The sequence below is a fragment of the Acetobacter indonesiensis genome (genome assembly GCF_000963945.1).
Taxonomy (GTDB): domain Bacteria; phylum Pseudomonadota; class Alphaproteobacteria; order Acetobacterales; family Acetobacteraceae; genus Acetobacter; species Acetobacter indonesiensis.
In genome coordinates this window covers 17,825-33,897 of record NZ_BAMW01000057.1, presented here as the reverse complement: position 1 = coordinate 33,897, position 16,073 = coordinate 17,825, and the positions used below count along the sequence as shown (strand labels likewise).

The window sequence follows — 16,073 nt, the reverse complement described above, 5'->3', positions numbered from 1 at the left end:
AAAGGCTGTTCATGAAATTGGCGACTATTCCGGCTGATCTGCCGTTTCTGGATCAACTGGCTTTGCGATGGATGGATGCTGCGGGGGGTGACCCGCACGCCATGGGTGAAGGCACCATTATTCTGCCAGGTCGTCGTGCGGCACGCGGGCTGACGGAGGCCTTTCTGCGCTATATGGACGGCAAACCCATGCTGTTGCCGCGTATTATGCCGGTCAGTGCGCTGGATGAAGCGGAGCTAGGTCTGGCTTCCGGCGTAGGTGGGGCAGCGGGCATCAATTTACCGCCTGCCGTTGCCAGCATGACGCGACTTGCTGTGCTTACCGTGCTGGTTCTGAAAGCGGATCAGGCTTTTGGAACACGTCCGACGCTTGATCAGGCATGGCCTTTGGCCAAAGCGCTGGCAGACCTTATGGACGAAGCAGAATGGGCTGACGTTGACCTTGCAACCCGCCTGCCGGATGCCGTGCAGGAAGATTTTGCCGAACATTGGCAAACCATTTTACGCTTTTTGGAAATTGTGACGGCCACTTGGCCCCAATGGCTCCAGCAAAACGGGGTCATGAACCCGATTGCCCGGCAGGTCGCATTGCTGCGGGCCCAGGCTGACCTGTGGCAGAAGCAGGCCGCTGACGGAGATAACACGCGGCTGTGGGCCGCAGGATTTACCAATATCATGCCCGCCACGGCAGAGGCGCTACGGGCGGTCATGGCGTGTCCCGGCGGTATGGTCATTGTGCCCGGTCTGGATATGACCATGCCGGAAAGTGTTTTTTCAGCACTTCCAGACAGCCACCCACAGGCTGGACATAGCCATTTGCTTGCTGCGTTGGGTGCCGTCAGAGCGGATGTTCAGATCTGGGCGGGGTCAGGCGGTCAGACGGCGCGTGCACGGGTCCTTGCCCGCGCGCTTCTGCCAGCCTCGGCGCTGGAAGATTGGGCACACGGCGGGGATGTGGCTTTTTCACACCTTACTAAGCTGGAAGCGGCAGATCAGCAGGAAGAGGCTGTCGCCATCGCCATGCTGATGCGGGATAGTATTGAACAACCCGAAAAACGGGTTGCGCTGATAACACCCGATCGAAATCTGGCTGCCCGTGTGGTGACCGAGCTTTCTCGCTGGGGCATTCTGGCGGATGATAGTGGGGGGGCGTCGCTTCTTGGCACACCGGGCGGTGTGTTGCTTCGGCTTGTGGCACAACTGGTCGAAAGCCAGTTTTCTCCTGTGGCTCTTTTATCTGTGCTGAAGCATCCTTTGGTATCGTGTGGGTTGGCACCGGGCGTATGCCGGGCTTCTGCTCGTTTGCTTGAGCGTGTTGTGCTGCGTGGGCCAGCGCCTTCGTCCGGTTTTAAAGCATTGAGGCAGGCGGTTGAACGGGCACTTGCCGATCAGATGCGCGATGACCGAAAGGCAGAGCGTATGGAAGCTGGAGCAGAGGCGGACCGTCCTTTCGGCCCGGAACCGCTGCTTATATTTATGGACAGGCTGGCCGTTTGCCTTGAACCTGTTCTGGCATGGCCTGCCCAGAGTGAGGCAGCCGCCCCAAGCGCAGCCGAGTGGCGACCTGAAATTATACAGGCCTACCGTGCTCCCGTGCCGGAGTTGCTGGAAACCCTGGTGCAAACGGTCGAACGTCTGGTGCGTACCGATACGGAGGAAGCAGCGCAACGTTTGTGGCGTGGGGAAGAAGGGAACTTACTGGCCAACCGTCTTACCGAGTTGATGATGGCCGCAGATATTCTACCCCCGCAACCCCCGGCTGTTCTTGACGGTCTCTTAACAGCCGTTCTGGCGGAGGAGCGCGTTGCCAGCCGCCGCGGGGGAGACCCGGCAGCCCTGCATCCGCGTGTTTTGATCTGGGGTCTGTTTGAAGCCCGTCTGCAAACCGCGGACACTGTGATTCTGGGTGGCTTGGCGGAGGGTGTTTGGCCTCCGGTGGCAGAGGCCGGACCGTGGATGAGCCGCCCCATGCGGCAGCGCGTCGGCCTGCCTTCGCCCGAACAGGGAGTGGGGCAGGCAGCGTATGATTTTTATTCCTGTGCCGCCGCAGCCGAATCGGTTGTGTTGTCCTGTCCGCGCCGGCGGGATGGTGCGCCGGTCGTGCCAGCCCGCTGGCTGTCCCGATTGGATGCGTTTCTGGCTGGGCATGGGCAGTCGGTGCCGGTTCATCCTGTTATGGAATGGCTGAAAACGCTTGATAGTCCGGCCGGCCCAGCCCAACCGGTTTCACCGCCTCGGCCAACGCCCCCGGTGTCTCTGCGCCCGCGTCGGTTGAGTGTGACGGAAATTGAGACATGGATGCGCGACCCTTACGCCATTTATGCCCGCCACATTTTGCGCCTACTGCCCCTGCCGGAGTTGGAAGAACCGGCCGATGCGTCAGATTACGGGATGATTGTGCATGATGCTCTTGAACACTGGTTTACTGAGCATGGCACATCATGGCCAGCCAATGCGGAAGAGGGTCTGAAACAGACGTTCCGTATGGTCTTGCTGGCGCAGCCTTTACGGCCTGCCTTGCGGGCATGGTGGGAGCCCCGCCTTATGCGCATTGCCGCGTGGGTGGCACAGGCAGAAGAAGCATGGCGAGAAAAGGCCGGAACGCCTTGCGCCATTAAAACGGAACTGCGCGGACAGGTGGAAATACCAGACGCCCCAAATGGCAGTTTTCGTCTGGTCGGGCGCGCTGACCGGATTGATTTTGACGCCGAAAACCGGGTTCTGGTGCGCGACTATAAAACCGGCACACTCCCCAAAGCGGGCGACGTTCTTGCTGGATGGAGTCCCCAGTTGCCCTTGGAAGCAGCCATGATTCTGCGGGGTGGCTTTTCAGGGGTGCCGCAGCCCCCCAGCGAAGAGGGGCTGGATATTGGCGGTCTGGTGTACTGGCGGCTGACAGGCGGGGCAGAACCGGGCGAGGAAGTTGCTGTGTCTGCCGGGAAAGATGTTTCTTTGAAAGATCTGGCAGAACAGACATGGCTGCGCTTGCGGGAACGCGTGGCAGCTTATGATAATCCGGCCCAGCCATATCTGTCGCACCCGCATCCGGGGCAGGAACCCCGCTTTGCCGATTATGCCCGGCTGGCGCGGGTGCCAGAATGGAATACGGCGCGGGCAGAAGAAGATCTATGACGAACAACACTTCCCAATCGGACGCCATTGCACAAGCCAACCAGCAGCAGGCCTTGGCGTCTGACCCGTTTGCGTCAGTGTTTGTTTCAGCCTCGGCCGGTAGCGGCAAAACAAAATTGCTGATTGACCGGTTATTGCGTCTGATGTTGCCGCGCGTTGCCCCGCATGGGGAGATTGTGCCGGGCAGTCACCCGGCGCGTATTTTGTGCCTGACATTTACAAAAGCGGCAGCAGCCGAAATGGCTATCAGGCTGCAAACCCGGCTGGGTCGCTGGGTCACACTTCCGGATGCCAAACTGGACAAGGAACTGCACGCCCTGTTTGTGCCCTGCACGCCAGAAACACGGCGAATGGCCCGTGCTCTTTTTGCCGATGTGCTTGATCTGCCAGGCGGGATGCGGATTGGCACCATTCACGCATTCTGTCAGTCCCTGTTGCGGCGTTTCCCCCTTGAAGCAGCCATGAATCCGCATTTTACGGTCATGGAAGAAACAGATGCCTCGCTTGCCTTACAGGGATGTGTGGAAACTGTTTTAGGGAGCCGGGATGTTACGGCGCTTGCACCGCTTGCAGGGCAAATCGGGTTAGCAGATTTCATCGCGTTGGCTGGTAAGTTACGTCACGAAGCCCGAACAGAGCGGATACGGAACATAGCGCTGCAAAACCCGGCAGAACTGCCGGCACTTTTCTGCCGTGTTCTGGGGCTTGCGCCAGATGCCTTGAAGAAGGGGCGCACGGCGTATCTACAGGCGGAGTGTACGGGGTTTTCTGGGGAGGAAAAACTCCGTCATTTTCTAGAAATTTTATCAGATGAAGGCACAGATGCGGTCAAGCGCACAGCCTTTCTTTTGCTGGATTGGTTATCCCTGCCATCAGGCAGCCGGGCTGAAAATTGGGCCGTCTGGCGCAACGGATTCCTGACAAAAGACGGGAAACCCCGCAAAACTGGCCTTATTACTAAAAAACTGACTGAAAAATATCCCGAACAGGCCGAGTGTCTGGTGCAGGAGGCGGGGCGTATTCAGGGAATAGAAGACGCCCTACGTGCCAGAGAGCTTGCGCGTCTTGGCGTGGCAATCATGAAAAATACCGCGCCCGTGGCACAGCTTTATGATGCACGGAAAGCGCAGCGCGGTCTGGTCGAATATGATGACCTGATTCATCGGACTCTTAGATTGTTGAAAGAACCGGGTGCAGCATGGGTTTTGTACAAACTGGATGGTGGCATTGACCATCTGCTGCTGGATGAAGTGCAGGACACATCGCCCGAACAGTGGAAAATTGCCGGGGATCTGACAGAGGAATTTTTTGCAGGCGTTGGTACTCATACGCCTGACGACAGCCCGCGCACGGTTTTTGCAGTGGGGGATTACAAGCAGTCTATTTACGGGTTTCAGGGTGCAGACCCTGACTCGTTCAGAGAGTGGCGGCGCAGGTTCAAGGAAAGAGCACATTTTGCCACTCTGCCGTGGAGAGAGCCAGAACTGACGGTCTCTTTCCGCTCGACAGCGCCAGTTCTGAAGCTGGTTGATTCGGTTTTTTCTTTGCCAGAAGCCGCAAAAGGCGTTGCTGAAGAAGATGGCCGGCCCATGCAGCATAGTACAGCCCGGCCGGGGCAGGGGGGACGTGTTGAACTGTGGCCGCTGGCTGAAGCTGTGGGAGAGGAAGCTGAAGCCCTCAACCCGTGGGAACCCGCGCAGGCCAATACCAGCCGCCAGAATCCACAACAGAAATTGGCAGATACCTTAGCCAGACATATTGCACGGCAGCTTTCAGCCCCACCCACACCGGGGCAAAAGCCCCTTACGCCGGGCGATGTGCTTATTCTGGTGCCGCGTCGGTCAGCATTTGTGACGGCCCTGATCCGTGCCTTGAAAACCGAAAATGTGCCGGTTGCCACGCTTGTGCGCACAGGTGTGGCAGATCAGCTTGCCGTGCAGGACCTGATGGCGCTGTGTGCCGCACTTCTGTTGCCGCAGGATGATCTGACTCTGGCCTGTGTTCTGACATCGCCGTTGGGTGGAGTGTCTGATGAAAGCCTGATGGTGCTGGCAACGGAACGCAAATCGGCCGAGCCTTTATGGTCTGCCTTGCGTGACCGCCATGCAGAACGTCCTGACTGGGCACGGGCCTGGGCGCTGCTGGATAGTCTGTTTCGGCGCGTGGATTATCTGACCCCGCATGAATTGTTGTCTGAAGCCTTGGGCAAAAGTGGGGGACGGGCACGCCTTCTGGCGCGTCTGGGCCCAGAAGCCGCTGAATCGATAGATGAGCTTCTGTCTGCCGCGCTGCGATATCAGGATATGCATCCTCCTTCACTGCAAGGGTTTCTGCACTGGCTGCGCAATTCAGAAGAGAGCGTAAAGCGTGAGGCAGAAGCCGGGGGCGATTCTGTCAGGGTCATGACGGCTCACGGGGCCAAGGGTCTACAGGCGCGGTTGGTTATCCTGCCAGATACGGTCAGCAAGCCGCGTTATGAAGAACGGCTGTTCTGGGCCAAAGATAAACACACGGGCATGGATGTGCCGGTTTATGTGCCCCGCAGTGCGTTGGGTGTGGAAATGACGCAGTCTTTCCGCGCAGCCATGCAGGCGGCAGCAATCGAGGAATATAATCGTCTTCTCTATGTGGCGCTGACGCGGGCTGCCGAAAATCTTATTGTCTGTGGCTGGATGCCGGGTCGCCATGTGCCAGCTGAAAGCTGGTACGAACGATGCCGCCAAGGGTTTGAAGCCGCTGGCGCAGAAAGCAGACCCTGGGATGAAGGGGATTGGGGCGATTCCAAGCTGGTTATTGAGGAAATCCCACACCCGACCGAAGACGCGCAGGCCGTGCAATCTGACAGCCAACAGGGAAAGGGGAAGCAAAAGGCTCCGGTTCCGGCTCCTGTCTGGATGGGTCAGGCCCCGGATTGGCGGCCTATCCCCCCCGTGGTGGAAACACGATTGGCGCGGCCTTTGGCTCCCAGTCGTCCGGATGATGCCATGCTTGGCCCGCTTCCTCCCGTCCGGTCCCCGCTTGATATCGCCTCTGTGACACCTGCTGCAGCGCGTGAAGCAGCATTTCGGCGGGGCACATTGGTGCATGCGTTGCTGCAATATCTGCCAGAGCACGCACCAGAAAATTGGGCGCAGTTAGCTGAAAGCTGGTTGCTGCGGCCCGCCAGTGGGCTGAAAGAGGACGAAGCGCGTCTATTAGCCCAACAGGTGCTGGGTGTGTTGCAGCTACCCGATCTGGCAGCCCTTTTCGCGCCACAGGCGCGGGCCGAACAACGCTTGGCAGGTGTTGCCGGGGGGCAGGTGGTGGTGGGGCAGGTTGACCGCATGCGTGTTCTGTCTGACCGGGTGCTGGTCTGTGACTTTAAAACCGGCCGTCACACGCCACGCACTGTTTCTGGCACGCCTGTTTTGTATCTGCGGCAGATGGCGGCATATCGCGCTTTGTTGCAGGGGCTTTACCCGGATAGACTCATCATCTGCGTTTTGGTCTGGACAGAAGGCCCGCGTGCAGACGTTCTGCCTGAGAGTCTGTTGGAGAAACACGCACCCGGCCAGCCCCTATCTTGACCACAGGCCAGACCGCCTTAAGTGTAGGGACTAACGGAACCGTTTTCCAACATGCGGTTTATGGCAGCTAGAGAGGCAGGCGTTCAAACGCCCCGCCCAGAAAAAGGAACAGGTTAATGAGTGAACATACGCTTGCTGTCAGCGATTCCACTTTTGAAGCTGATGTACTGAAGGCTTCCGGTCTGGTGCTGGTCGATTTCTGGGCTGAGTGGTGTGGTCCGTGCAAAATGATTGGCCCGGCGCTGGAAGAAATTGGCAAGGAATTTGCCGGTAAGGTCACTGTCGCCAAAGTGAACATTGACGAAAACCCGGGCACCCCCACGTCCTACGGTGTTCGGTCCATCCCCACACTTATGCTTGTGCGTGATGGGAAAGTGGTTGAAACAAAAGTTGGCGCTCTGCCAAAAAGCCAGCTTAAGGCTTGGGTTGAAGGCGCACTTTAACCCCTGATTTTCTCGGCTTTGGGCTGTTCTGTCCGGCTGTGCGGGCGTGTGTGCCCTGTGCATAATGCTTGGCAGGACGGCGCAAGCAGCGTAATGCAGCCCTCATTGGGGCGGCATGCCCGTTTTTATGTCTCGCAGTTGCAAGGTTCAAAATGAGCTGGATCACCGAATATGTCCGTCCTAAAATTCGCGGTCTTCTGCGCCGTGAAGTGCCGGATAATTTGTGGACCAACTGTGAGTCCTGCAGTCAGATGATTCTGACCAAGGAACTGCACAAGAACCAGAATGTGTGCCCACATTGTGGACACCACATGAAGGCGCCTGTGGCAGAACGGCTTGAATGGACGTTTGATAACGGGGAGTTCACCCGTATTGAACTGCCTTCTGCGCCGGTTGACCCCCTTGGTTTCCGTGACCAGAAAAAATACACCGACCGGCTGAAAGACGCCCGTGCCAAAAGCCACGTTGATGAGTCTCTGGTGGTTGCACACGGTACGATTGGGGGCCACCCGGCCGTTGTGGCCGTTATGGCGTTTGAATTCATGGCTGGCACCATGGGAGCTGCCTTTGGTGAGCGTTTTGTGGCGGCAGCCCGTCTGGCTGTGCTGCAAAAAGCCCCGCTAGTTATTTTCACGGCATCGGGCGGGGCCCGTATGCAGGAAGGTGCCATCAGCCTGATGCAGATGCCGCGCACCACTATTGGCGTGCAAATGCTCAAGGAAGCCGGACTTCCTTACATTGTTGTGCTGACCAACCCAACAACCGGCGGCGTAACCGCATCTTTCGCCATGCTGGGTGACGTTCAGATTGCTGAACCAAACGCGCTGATTGGCTTTGCGGGGCCTCGCGTTATTCAGGATACCGTGCGCGAAAAACTGCCGGAGGGCTTCCAGCGTTCCGAATACCTGCTCGATCACGGTATGCTGGACATGGTGGTGGTGCGTAAGGATATGCGGGCCACTCTCGGCCGTCTGATCGGGATGCTGACGCGCGCGCCTGTAGTCGCGGAAGGGATTGTTTCCACACCCGCCGCACCGGCCCCTGCCGAACCCTCCGCCTGAGTTTTCTGCCCATGTCTTCTTCTGTGCCCAGTGCTCCTCCCACAACCGAGTTCTCTGGCCGCACGGGGGAAGTGCTGGAACGGCTGAACCGTTTATATCCGGCTTTAATCGATCTTTCGCTCGGTCGGCTTGAAACGCTTCTGGGAAAGCTGGGGCACCCGGAAGACGCGTTGCCTCCTGTTATTCATGTGGCGGGCACCAACGGAAAAGGCAGCACCTGCGCAACGCTTCGCGCCATTGGTGAGGCCGCTGGCTGGCGTGTGCATGTCATGACATCCCCGCATCTGGTGGATGTTACGGAACGATTCCGTATTGCCGGGAAGCTGGTGAGCGAAGCGGAACTGGTTGCCACCCTTGAAGAAATTGAGCGCGTAAACGCAGGCGCGCCCATAACCGTCTTTGAAGTTCTGACGGCAGCAGGCTTTCTGCTGTTTGCCCGTCACCCGGCAGAACTGGCGATTATTGAGGTGGGGCTGGGTGGCCGGTGTGACGCCACCAATGTTCTCAAACACCCCGCAGCCTGCATCGTGACCTCGGTATCAATGGATCATGAAGCATTTTTGGGCAACACGCTTCAGGCGATTGCGGCAGAAAAAGCCGGTATTTTCAAACCCGGGGTTCCCGCGATTACAGGCGCTCAGCCTGATGCCGTCATGCAGGTGCTGAACGCTGAAGCCCAGAAGATTGGGGCCACGCTGCTCCGTCGTGGGCATGAGTGGCAGATAGAACCGGTTGCGTCTGAAACGCCGCAGACACCTCCTTCGGGCCTGATTTTTATCGACTCCAAGGGTAAGTTACAGTTGCCTGTGTCTGCTCTTCCGGGGCAGTGGCAAACGGAAAATGTCGGTTTGGCAGTTGAAGCACTGCGGGCCGCAGGTTTGGCTGTGCCCGATGCCGCATGGCAGGGGATCAGCCGCGTATCCTGGCCTGCGCGTATGCAACGCCTTCATGGTGCATTGGCGGCCCATTTGCCAGATGGGTGGGAGCTTTGGCTTGATGGAGGCCATAACCCTGGTGCGGGGCATGCTTTGGCTAACACGCTCCAAAGTTGGGCCGACCGGCCTGTGCACCTGCTTGTCGGCATGAAGCAGACGAAGGATGCATCAGGGTTTCTGAGCCCCGTATTGCCCTATGCCACCACAATCTGGGCCATTCAGGAGCCAAAACAGCATTTGGCCCTGCCGGTAGAAGCTATTGTGGCTGCATCGGACGGTAAAGCCCATGTCGGGCCAACGTTGGTGCAGGCTCTTGAAAGCCTGAAAGTTCAGTCTGCTGCAAAACCGGCTCGGGTTCTGATTTGTGGCAGCCTGTATCTGGCGGGGGTCGCGCTGACGCAGGATGGGTGGCAACCCGGCGCATAAATCACGGATTTTCTTTGCCTGTTGAATGCACAATAAGGATAGCGCGGGTGACAGGCCAAACTCATGACTGATTTAGTGGGTTTTTTCAGGAAATATTTTCTGTATCTGACTGTGCCTGCCTGCCTGCTTTTAATCTGTGCAGTGTATTACGCATGGAATGGGCCGACACCGTTTAGAAGTGCAGAATATACTCTGGAAACAGACCCAACCCTTCGTTTCCAGATTGAAGAATGCCGGATAGGAAAGAAAGATTTTCTGGTGTCTGGCTGGCTGGTTTCAGAATCCTGGTCAGCCCATAAAAGCCGGTTAGTGCTGACAGCAGGTGAGGGGAAGGGGGAGTTTTCCATTCCCTACCGGTTGTATGAAAGACCTGATATAGCCGAAAAATACCACCTTAATGGCACGACTATTTATAATAGATACGGTTTTACCGGGCTTATCAGGCGCAAAGGTGCCATAGGGCAAAATACTGCTTTGCATCTGAACCTTATTTCCGGCCATATTCTCAACAGGGTGCAGTATGTTTGCCACTCTTAAAGATAAAATAATAAAATATAACCTTTTTATAATATTTATTGTTTTGTGGTCAGTCTGGTTGAATACACAGATTGATAAGACGATTTTTATAGACAACGAACTATTCAAGCATTCTCTTGACCAGATTAGTTTGTTCTCGTTCCTTAAAAACCGTTACTTAATATGGTCAGGAAGGTTTTTTATTGAAGGGGTCATGGTTGAAACCATAGGCCGACCCTATTTCTGGGAATGGTTCATTCCATTCTGTGCAGTATTGGCAGCCTATGCCATCTGGTCTGCGACACTTAGGAAGAGCCTCTCTTTCAGTTTTGGTATTCCTCTGGTTTTAATGCTGATGCTGCTTGTCCCACACGGAGCATTTGAACAATCAGTTTACTGGCTGACGGGGTTCTATGTTTACCTTTTTCCCGTCTCATTTGCTTTCTTTTCAGTAAGTGTTTTCATAAGACAAAAAGAGACAAGCTCGATTGTTCGCTTTTTTTCTTTAATGGCTCTTCCTGTGGCGTGTTCTGTTGAACAGTCAGCCCTGTTTTTACTGCTGTGTACGGGGTTACACTGGTTTATAAACCGGGTTAATTCTGTTTATTGCCGGTTATATTTTCTGGTGGCAGGAGTAATTTCTGGTGTTGTTTTTATAGCCCCTGGTAACAAGCGCAGATATTTTGCTGAAATCGAACACTGGTTTCCTGAGTTTCCCCAATTCTCTTTGGGGCAGAAACTGTCTTTTGCTCTTGATCGCATTCATGACGAGTGGGGCAATCAGAACAACTTCATTCTGCTTTTGGCATTGGTTTTAACCGTTATTACCCTAAATGGACTGAAGCGAAACCGAACCTTACAGGATGTTCTGGCAACAGGCTTTTGTGTGTTGAGTGCTGTTTTGGTGGTGTCACACTTTGTCAATTTGGGAAGTGTTTTTACCATCCTGCGTGCTGAACGCTTTCTGGTAGATCTGAACTGGGTTTATCTGAACAGCTACATGGCACTGTTCATTATGTTGGCGACCATCGCTTCGCTTTTGTGGTGCGCCTTATCAATCAAGGATTCCATCGTTGCATTTACTGCCCTGCTTGCGGGCGTTTTGATTACACTGCTTATGGGGTTTTCTCCCACGGTGTATGTCTCCAGCAACCGTATCCTGTTTCTTATGGACATGACGCTGGTTATTTATGCCTGCTGTCTGCTGCAAAACATCATGCTGCATGTGCGTGATCGGTTTCTGCTGAACGCAAAAACGCAAATACATTAAGCAGGGAAAAGAATGGTGCCCCCATTCAGATTTGAACTGAAGACCTACCGCTTACAAGGCGGTTGCTCTACCACTGAGCTATAAGGGCACAGCACACTTGGTGCAGGGCTCGGATTAAAACGGTAATTTTTGGCGCACGTCAAGGCCTGGATTTCGCTTATCCCACAGTTTTTTTGGCTGTTATGATATTGCATCCCGCAAGACGGTGGCGCATCTAGGCCATCATGCCGTATTCAGAGCCAGCACATATGCCCCATCTTTCTCTGCACGACAGCCAGCGCCGCGCAACAGTGCCTTTCACACCGCTCGATCCGGAGCATGTGAAGGTCTATTATTGTGGGCCAACCGTGTACGATCTGGCCCATATTGGCAATCTGCGTGCGATGTTGACGGCAGATGTGCTGGTGCGCCTGCTGCGCCACCTGTTTCCTCGCGTAACCTTTGTGCGCAACATTACCGATGTTGATGACAAGATTACCGCCCGCGCCCGTGCCAATGGGGAAGATATCGCGACCCTGACCGAGCGCACAACGCAGGAGTTTCATGCTGATCTGGCAGCCATGAACGTGCTGCCCCCCGATATCGAACCCCGCGCCACACACAATATTGCTGAAATGCAGGACCTGATCGCGCGCCTGATTGAAAACGGCCATGCCTACGCTGCTGACGGCCATGTCCTGTTTTCAGTAGCTTCTTTCCCGTCTTATGGGGCGTTGTCTGGCAGGGATCCGGAAGAACTGGTGGCCGGCGCACGGGTGGAAGTCGCCACTTATAAAAAAGACCCCGGTGATTTTGTGCTGTGGAAGCCATCAGACACGGACCAGCCGGGGTGGGACAGTCCTTGGGGCCGTGGCCGACCAGGCTGGCATATTGAATGTTCCGCCATGTCTCACCGCTATCTGGGCGAGAGCTTTGATATTCATGGTGGAGGGTCAGACCTTCTGTTTCCTCATCATGAAAATGAACGGGCACAAAGTCTTTGCTGCTTTCCACAGGGCAAGTTTGCCAATTACTGGGTGCATAATGCCATGCTGCTGGTGGAAGGCGAGAAGATGTCAAAATCTCTCGGTAACTTCCTGACCATTCGCGATGTTTTGGCCCAAGCCCCCGCTGAAGCGTTACGTTTGCTTCTGCTGGGTGCGCATTACCGTTCAACCCTGAACTATACGCTGGCTGGCTTGCAGGAAGCCCGCAAAACGCTTGATCGTTTTTACCGGGCGCTGGCTGCTGGCCCCGTGCCAGACACGGACGTGCCGGAAGGGGTCATGAAAGCGTTGGCAGATGATCTGAATACTCCCATGGCCATTGCGGAACTGCATGCTCTGGCAGGGCAGGCGCTGGCGGGTGATCGTGCTGCGGCGGGGGCGTTGAAAGCCGGGGCAGGCATGCTCGGCCTTTTGCAGGAAGACCCGGAAAAATGGTTCAAAGGGGAGGCGTCAGAAGAGGATGCCGCCATTGAGGCTCTGATTGCAGACCGTTTGGCCGCGAAGAAAGCCCGTGACTTTGCCAAGGCTGATGCTCTGCGAGATCAGCTTCAGGCACAGGGGATTGTGCTGGAAGATAACAAGGATGGCACAAGCTGGAGGCGCGCATGACCGGTCGTGACGGCGGCGCGCCTTTGGTGCCGGTCGGGAATACCCCGGTTGTTATTCTGGTGCGCCCACAGCTTGCTGAAAACGTGGGCACTACGGCGCGGGCCATGGCCAATGGTGGCCTGTTTCACATGCGTCTTGTGGCCCCGCGTGACGGATGGCCGCAGGAGCGTGCATGGCGCGCAGCCTCTGGCGCGGACCGTATTCTGGATGCCGCCACGGTGTATGAAACGGTCGATGATGCCGTAGCGGATCTGCACCACGTTTTTGCAACATGCCCGCGTCCTCGTCATATCGTTAAACCGGTTATGACGGCGCGTGGTGGCGCTGCCGAGTTGCGGGCGGCAACCAATCGTGGCCTGCGCGTGGGCCTGATGTTTGGCCCCGAACGGGCCGGTCTTGATAATGAAGATATGGCGCGGGCTGATGCGCTCATCCGTTATCCACTGAATCCAGCGTTTATGTCACTTAATCTGGCACAGGCCGTCATGATTATGGCGTACGAATGGTGGCTGGCAGCAGATCAGACCCCACCACGCGACTTAATGACCAACGAAACCCACGTCGCGACCAAGGGGGAGTTGGAAAACTTTATGGGGCATCTGGTGCGCGAACTGGATGACTGCGGTTTTCTGCATAATGAACAGAAACGCCCAGGTATGGTGCGTAACCTGCGGCACTTCTTCACCCGTGGGGAAGTGACCGAGCAGGAGCTTCGTACTCTACATGGTGTTGTGCGCGAACTGGCGAATAAACGCCGCGCTAAAGGCTGATGTTCAACCGTTTGTCGGGTAGCCATTTTTCAGGCCGCCCGACAAAAAAGGACGTCAGTCAGCAGCCAGTGGCATGTTGCGCTGTGCCATGGCTGTTGTCACATGGTCTTCAAGGGCCGCTGTAATCTTGTCAGCCTGTTTTGCAAAAATATGGTCTGCTTCAGGAAAGACGCGGTAATCGACAGTAACGCCTTTCTGGGTGTTCAGCTTGTCCACCAGTTTATGAATGGCGGGTTCAGGGGCCATATCGTCCTTGCCGCCAGCAATCATCAGACCACCGCAGGGACACGGAGCCAGAAAGCCAAAATCATAATAGGTGGCAGGTGGTGCAACGCTGATCCAGCCTGTGATTTCAGGACGGCGCATCAGAAGCTGCATGCCCACAAAAGCACCGAATGAATAACCGGCAATCCACAGGCCGGAGGCATTCGGGTTGACCATCTGCATCCAATCAAGGGCTGCGGCAGCGTCAGAAATTTCGCCAATACCGCCGTCATACCGACCCTGGGAACGTCCTACGCCGCGCGAATTGTAGCGCATGACCGAAAAGCCCATTTTTTCAAAGGACCGGTACATGGCATATGTAATACGGTTGTTCATCGTGCCGCCATGCAGCGGGTGGGGGTGCAGCACGAGGGCAAGCGGCGCATTGGGCTCGTTTGAGTGATGGTAACGCCCTTCAAGGCGACCGTCAGGGCCGGCAAACATAACCTCAGGCATTTTTATTCCGCATAATCTTTGAATGCGCCCGGGGGCATGGCACATTCAGGTTTGGCGAAGGTTCCCGCAGCGAGCGATGCCGCGCACCGTGCAGAAACTGGCGGGTGATCAAACCCGCGGAATAAGCAAAAAACTGTTCAACCGCTGCCATGGAAACAGGGCAGAGGGCGGCGGGCATACAGTATGGACATGGTATCATGCAAGCGGCAGGAAAAGAGGGAGACAGTCTTTCCGGCATTGACGGTGCCGAAGATGCAGGCATAATTGCCTGCTCGTGTCTCACAGTCTTTGGTGGTGGAAACACTGTTTCCCGCAAAGACCGTTCTGCTGCGCTGTATGGTATTGACCATAGGCCCCTCTATAACGGGTGCGGAGCAGAAATTTCCACATAAATCGTTACAATGGCTGTTTTGTGCCCTTTGCAGGGCCACTATGGTGCCCCGGAAACAGGCTGGAGCGGGATTATGATGTCACACACACACAACCGGGATGCGCAGAACCGTGTTGTGTATCTGGATGCCAACGCGACGGAGCCCTTGCGCCCACAGGCGCGGGAGGCATTGATTGAGGCCGCAACCCTGACCGGCAACCCGTCATCGGTGCATAAAGCAGGGCGTCTGGCGCGCGCAGTGTTGGAGACAGCGCGGGATGACGTGGCCCAGATGTTTGACGTTGCCCCTTTGAACTGCATTTTTACGTCAGGCGGCACGGAAGCCAATGTTCTGGCCATGCATGGGTTGTCGCACGGGCATCGTTTTCTGGTTGGGGCAACCGAACATGATGCCGTGCGGAAAGGTGTACCAGAGGGTACGCCCTGCCAGATTCTGCCGGTAAAAATGGATGGCCAACTTGATCTGGACGCGCTGGAGCAAGCGCTGGCGCAAGATGAAACCCCTGCTTTTGTCTGCGTGATGTTGGCCAATAACGAAACCGGCGTCCTTCATCCTATGACGGACATTTCTGCGACATGCCGCAAATATGGGGCTCATCTGCATATTGATGCTGTGCAGGCAGCGGGCCGGATGGCGTTTTCAGTCGCAACGACGGGGGCCAATAGTCTGGCAATCTCGGGCCATAAAATTGGTGGCCCCAAAGGAGCCGGAGCCTTGCTACTGGCCGGGCCTGCGCCTGCGCGCGTGTCTCCACTTTTTGAAGGCGGCGGGCAGGAACAGGGACGTCGGGGCGGCACACAGCCCTTACCCGCTATTGCAGGGCTTTCTGCCGCCCTGAAAGCAGCGATGGAAACGCCCCGAGATCTCAGCACCTTGCGTAACAAACTGGAGCAGGCGGCTGTTTCCGCCGGGGCGGTTGTATGTGGGGGGGCAGCCCCCAGATTGGGCAATACCAGCTCTCTGGCGTTGCCAGGACGACAGGCCCAAGGGCAGTTGATGCGGCTTGATCTGGCCAATATCTGTGTTTCGGCAGGGTCGGCTTGTTCATCCGGTAAAGTCGCGTTTTCTCATGTCTTGCAGGCCATGGGGCTTGAAGACCTTGCCGGACAGGCGATTCGGGTCTCACTCCCCTGGAATGTGGAGGAAGCCGACATAGATAAATTTATTCAGGCTTATGCTGGCATGGCGCAAAGCGCGTCACCAGTTCTGGGCCTGTAGCAGCCGTACCGTGCACCTGATTTTTTCCAA

At 56.2% G+C, this 16,073-nt stretch carries 12 protein-coding genes and 1 tRNA gene; 11 read left to right on the top strand and 2 right to left on the bottom strand.

From position 1 onward, the window contains the following. Window positions 1-11: 11 nt before the first annotated feature. The 7 genes from addB (at window position 12) to Abin_RS12490 (ending at window position 11,348) form a co-directional block, all read left to right on the top strand. On the top strand, window positions 12-3,131 hold the full coding sequence (addB, locus tag Abin_RS12520) for a double-strand break repair protein AddB (protein ID WP_048847438.1): 3,120 nt from the start codon (window positions 12-14) through the stop codon (window positions 3,129-3,131). Then, on the top strand, window positions 3,128-6,697 hold the full coding sequence (addA, locus tag Abin_RS12515) for a double-strand break repair helicase AddA (protein WP_084593632.1): 3,570 nt from the start codon (window positions 3,128-3,130) through the stop codon (window positions 6,695-6,697). Before addB ends, addA begins: the two co-directional genes overlap by 4 nt. A gap of 116 nt (window positions 6,698-6,813) precedes the next feature. Continuing rightward, entirely contained in the window at window positions 6,814-7,140 is a 327-nt protein-coding gene (trxA, locus tag Abin_RS12510; protein ID WP_048847434.1) for a thioredoxin TrxA, read from the top strand. Window positions 7,141-7,292: 152 nt separating this feature from the next. Then, window positions 7,293-8,201, top strand: coding sequence for an acetyl-CoA carboxylase, carboxyltransferase subunit beta (gene accD / locus Abin_RS12505; protein ID WP_048847432.1), 909 nt, complete (start codon window positions 7,293-7,295; stop codon window positions 8,199-8,201). Between the two features lie 11 nt (window positions 8,202-8,212). Further along, complete coding sequence (locus tag Abin_RS12500) at window positions 8,213-9,562, top strand: bifunctional folylpolyglutamate synthase/dihydrofolate synthase (RefSeq protein WP_048847430.1); 1,350 nt, start codon at window positions 8,213-8,215, stop codon at window positions 9,560-9,562. Window positions 9,563-9,625: 63 nt separating this feature from the next. Then, window positions 9,626-10,099: a hypothetical protein gene (locus Abin_RS12495; protein ID WP_048847429.1), complete on the top strand. Its 474-nt coding sequence runs from the start codon at window positions 9,626-9,628 to the stop codon at window positions 10,097-10,099. 604 nt (window positions 10,100-10,703) lie between these two features. Then, window positions 10,704-11,348: a hypothetical protein gene (locus Abin_RS12490; protein WP_146867631.1), complete on the top strand. Its 645-nt coding sequence runs from the start codon at window positions 10,704-10,706 to the stop codon at window positions 11,346-11,348. A gap of 13 nt (window positions 11,349-11,361) precedes the next feature. Here the strand turns inward: Abin_RS12490 and Abin_RS12485 are convergent. Beyond that, window positions 11,362-11,436 (bottom strand) — tRNA-Thr (locus tag Abin_RS12485). 160 nt (window positions 11,437-11,596) lie between these two features. Here Abin_RS12485 and cysS point away from each other — a divergent pair. After that, a complete protein-coding gene (gene cysS, locus Abin_RS12480) occupies window positions 11,597-12,943 on the top strand; it encodes a cysteine--tRNA ligase (RefSeq protein WP_048847668.1) in 1,347 nt (448 codons plus the stop codon). Then, window positions 12,940-13,713 (top strand): RNA methyltransferase, encoded by a 774-nt coding sequence (locus tag Abin_RS12475; RefSeq protein ID WP_084593631.1) that lies wholly within the window; start codon window positions 12,940-12,942, stop codon window positions 13,711-13,713. The genes cysS and Abin_RS12475 overlap by 4 nt, the downstream gene beginning before the upstream one ends. A gap of 54 nt (window positions 13,714-13,767) precedes the next feature. Here the strand turns inward: Abin_RS12475 and Abin_RS12470 are convergent, their stop codons facing one another. Beyond that, the gene (locus Abin_RS12470) at window positions 13,768-14,433 is read right to left on the bottom strand and encodes an alpha/beta hydrolase (RefSeq protein ID WP_035382606.1); all 666 of its coding nucleotides are present in this window, start codon (window positions 14,431-14,433) and stop codon (window positions 13,768-13,770) included. A 197-nt stretch (window positions 14,434-14,630) separates the two neighbouring features. Here Abin_RS12470 and Abin_RS12465 point away from each other — a divergent pair, with 197 nt between their 5' ends. Next, a complete protein-coding gene (locus Abin_RS12465) occupies window positions 14,631-14,825 on the top strand; it encodes a hypothetical protein (protein ID WP_143217169.1) in 195 nt (64 codons plus the stop codon). 72 nt (window positions 14,826-14,897) lie between these two features. Next, window positions 14,898-16,043: a cysteine desulfurase family protein gene (locus Abin_RS12460; protein WP_084593647.1), complete on the top strand. Its 1,146-nt coding sequence runs from the start codon at window positions 14,898-14,900 to the stop codon at window positions 16,041-16,043. The last annotated feature ends 30 nt before the right edge of the window (window positions 16,044-16,073 follow it).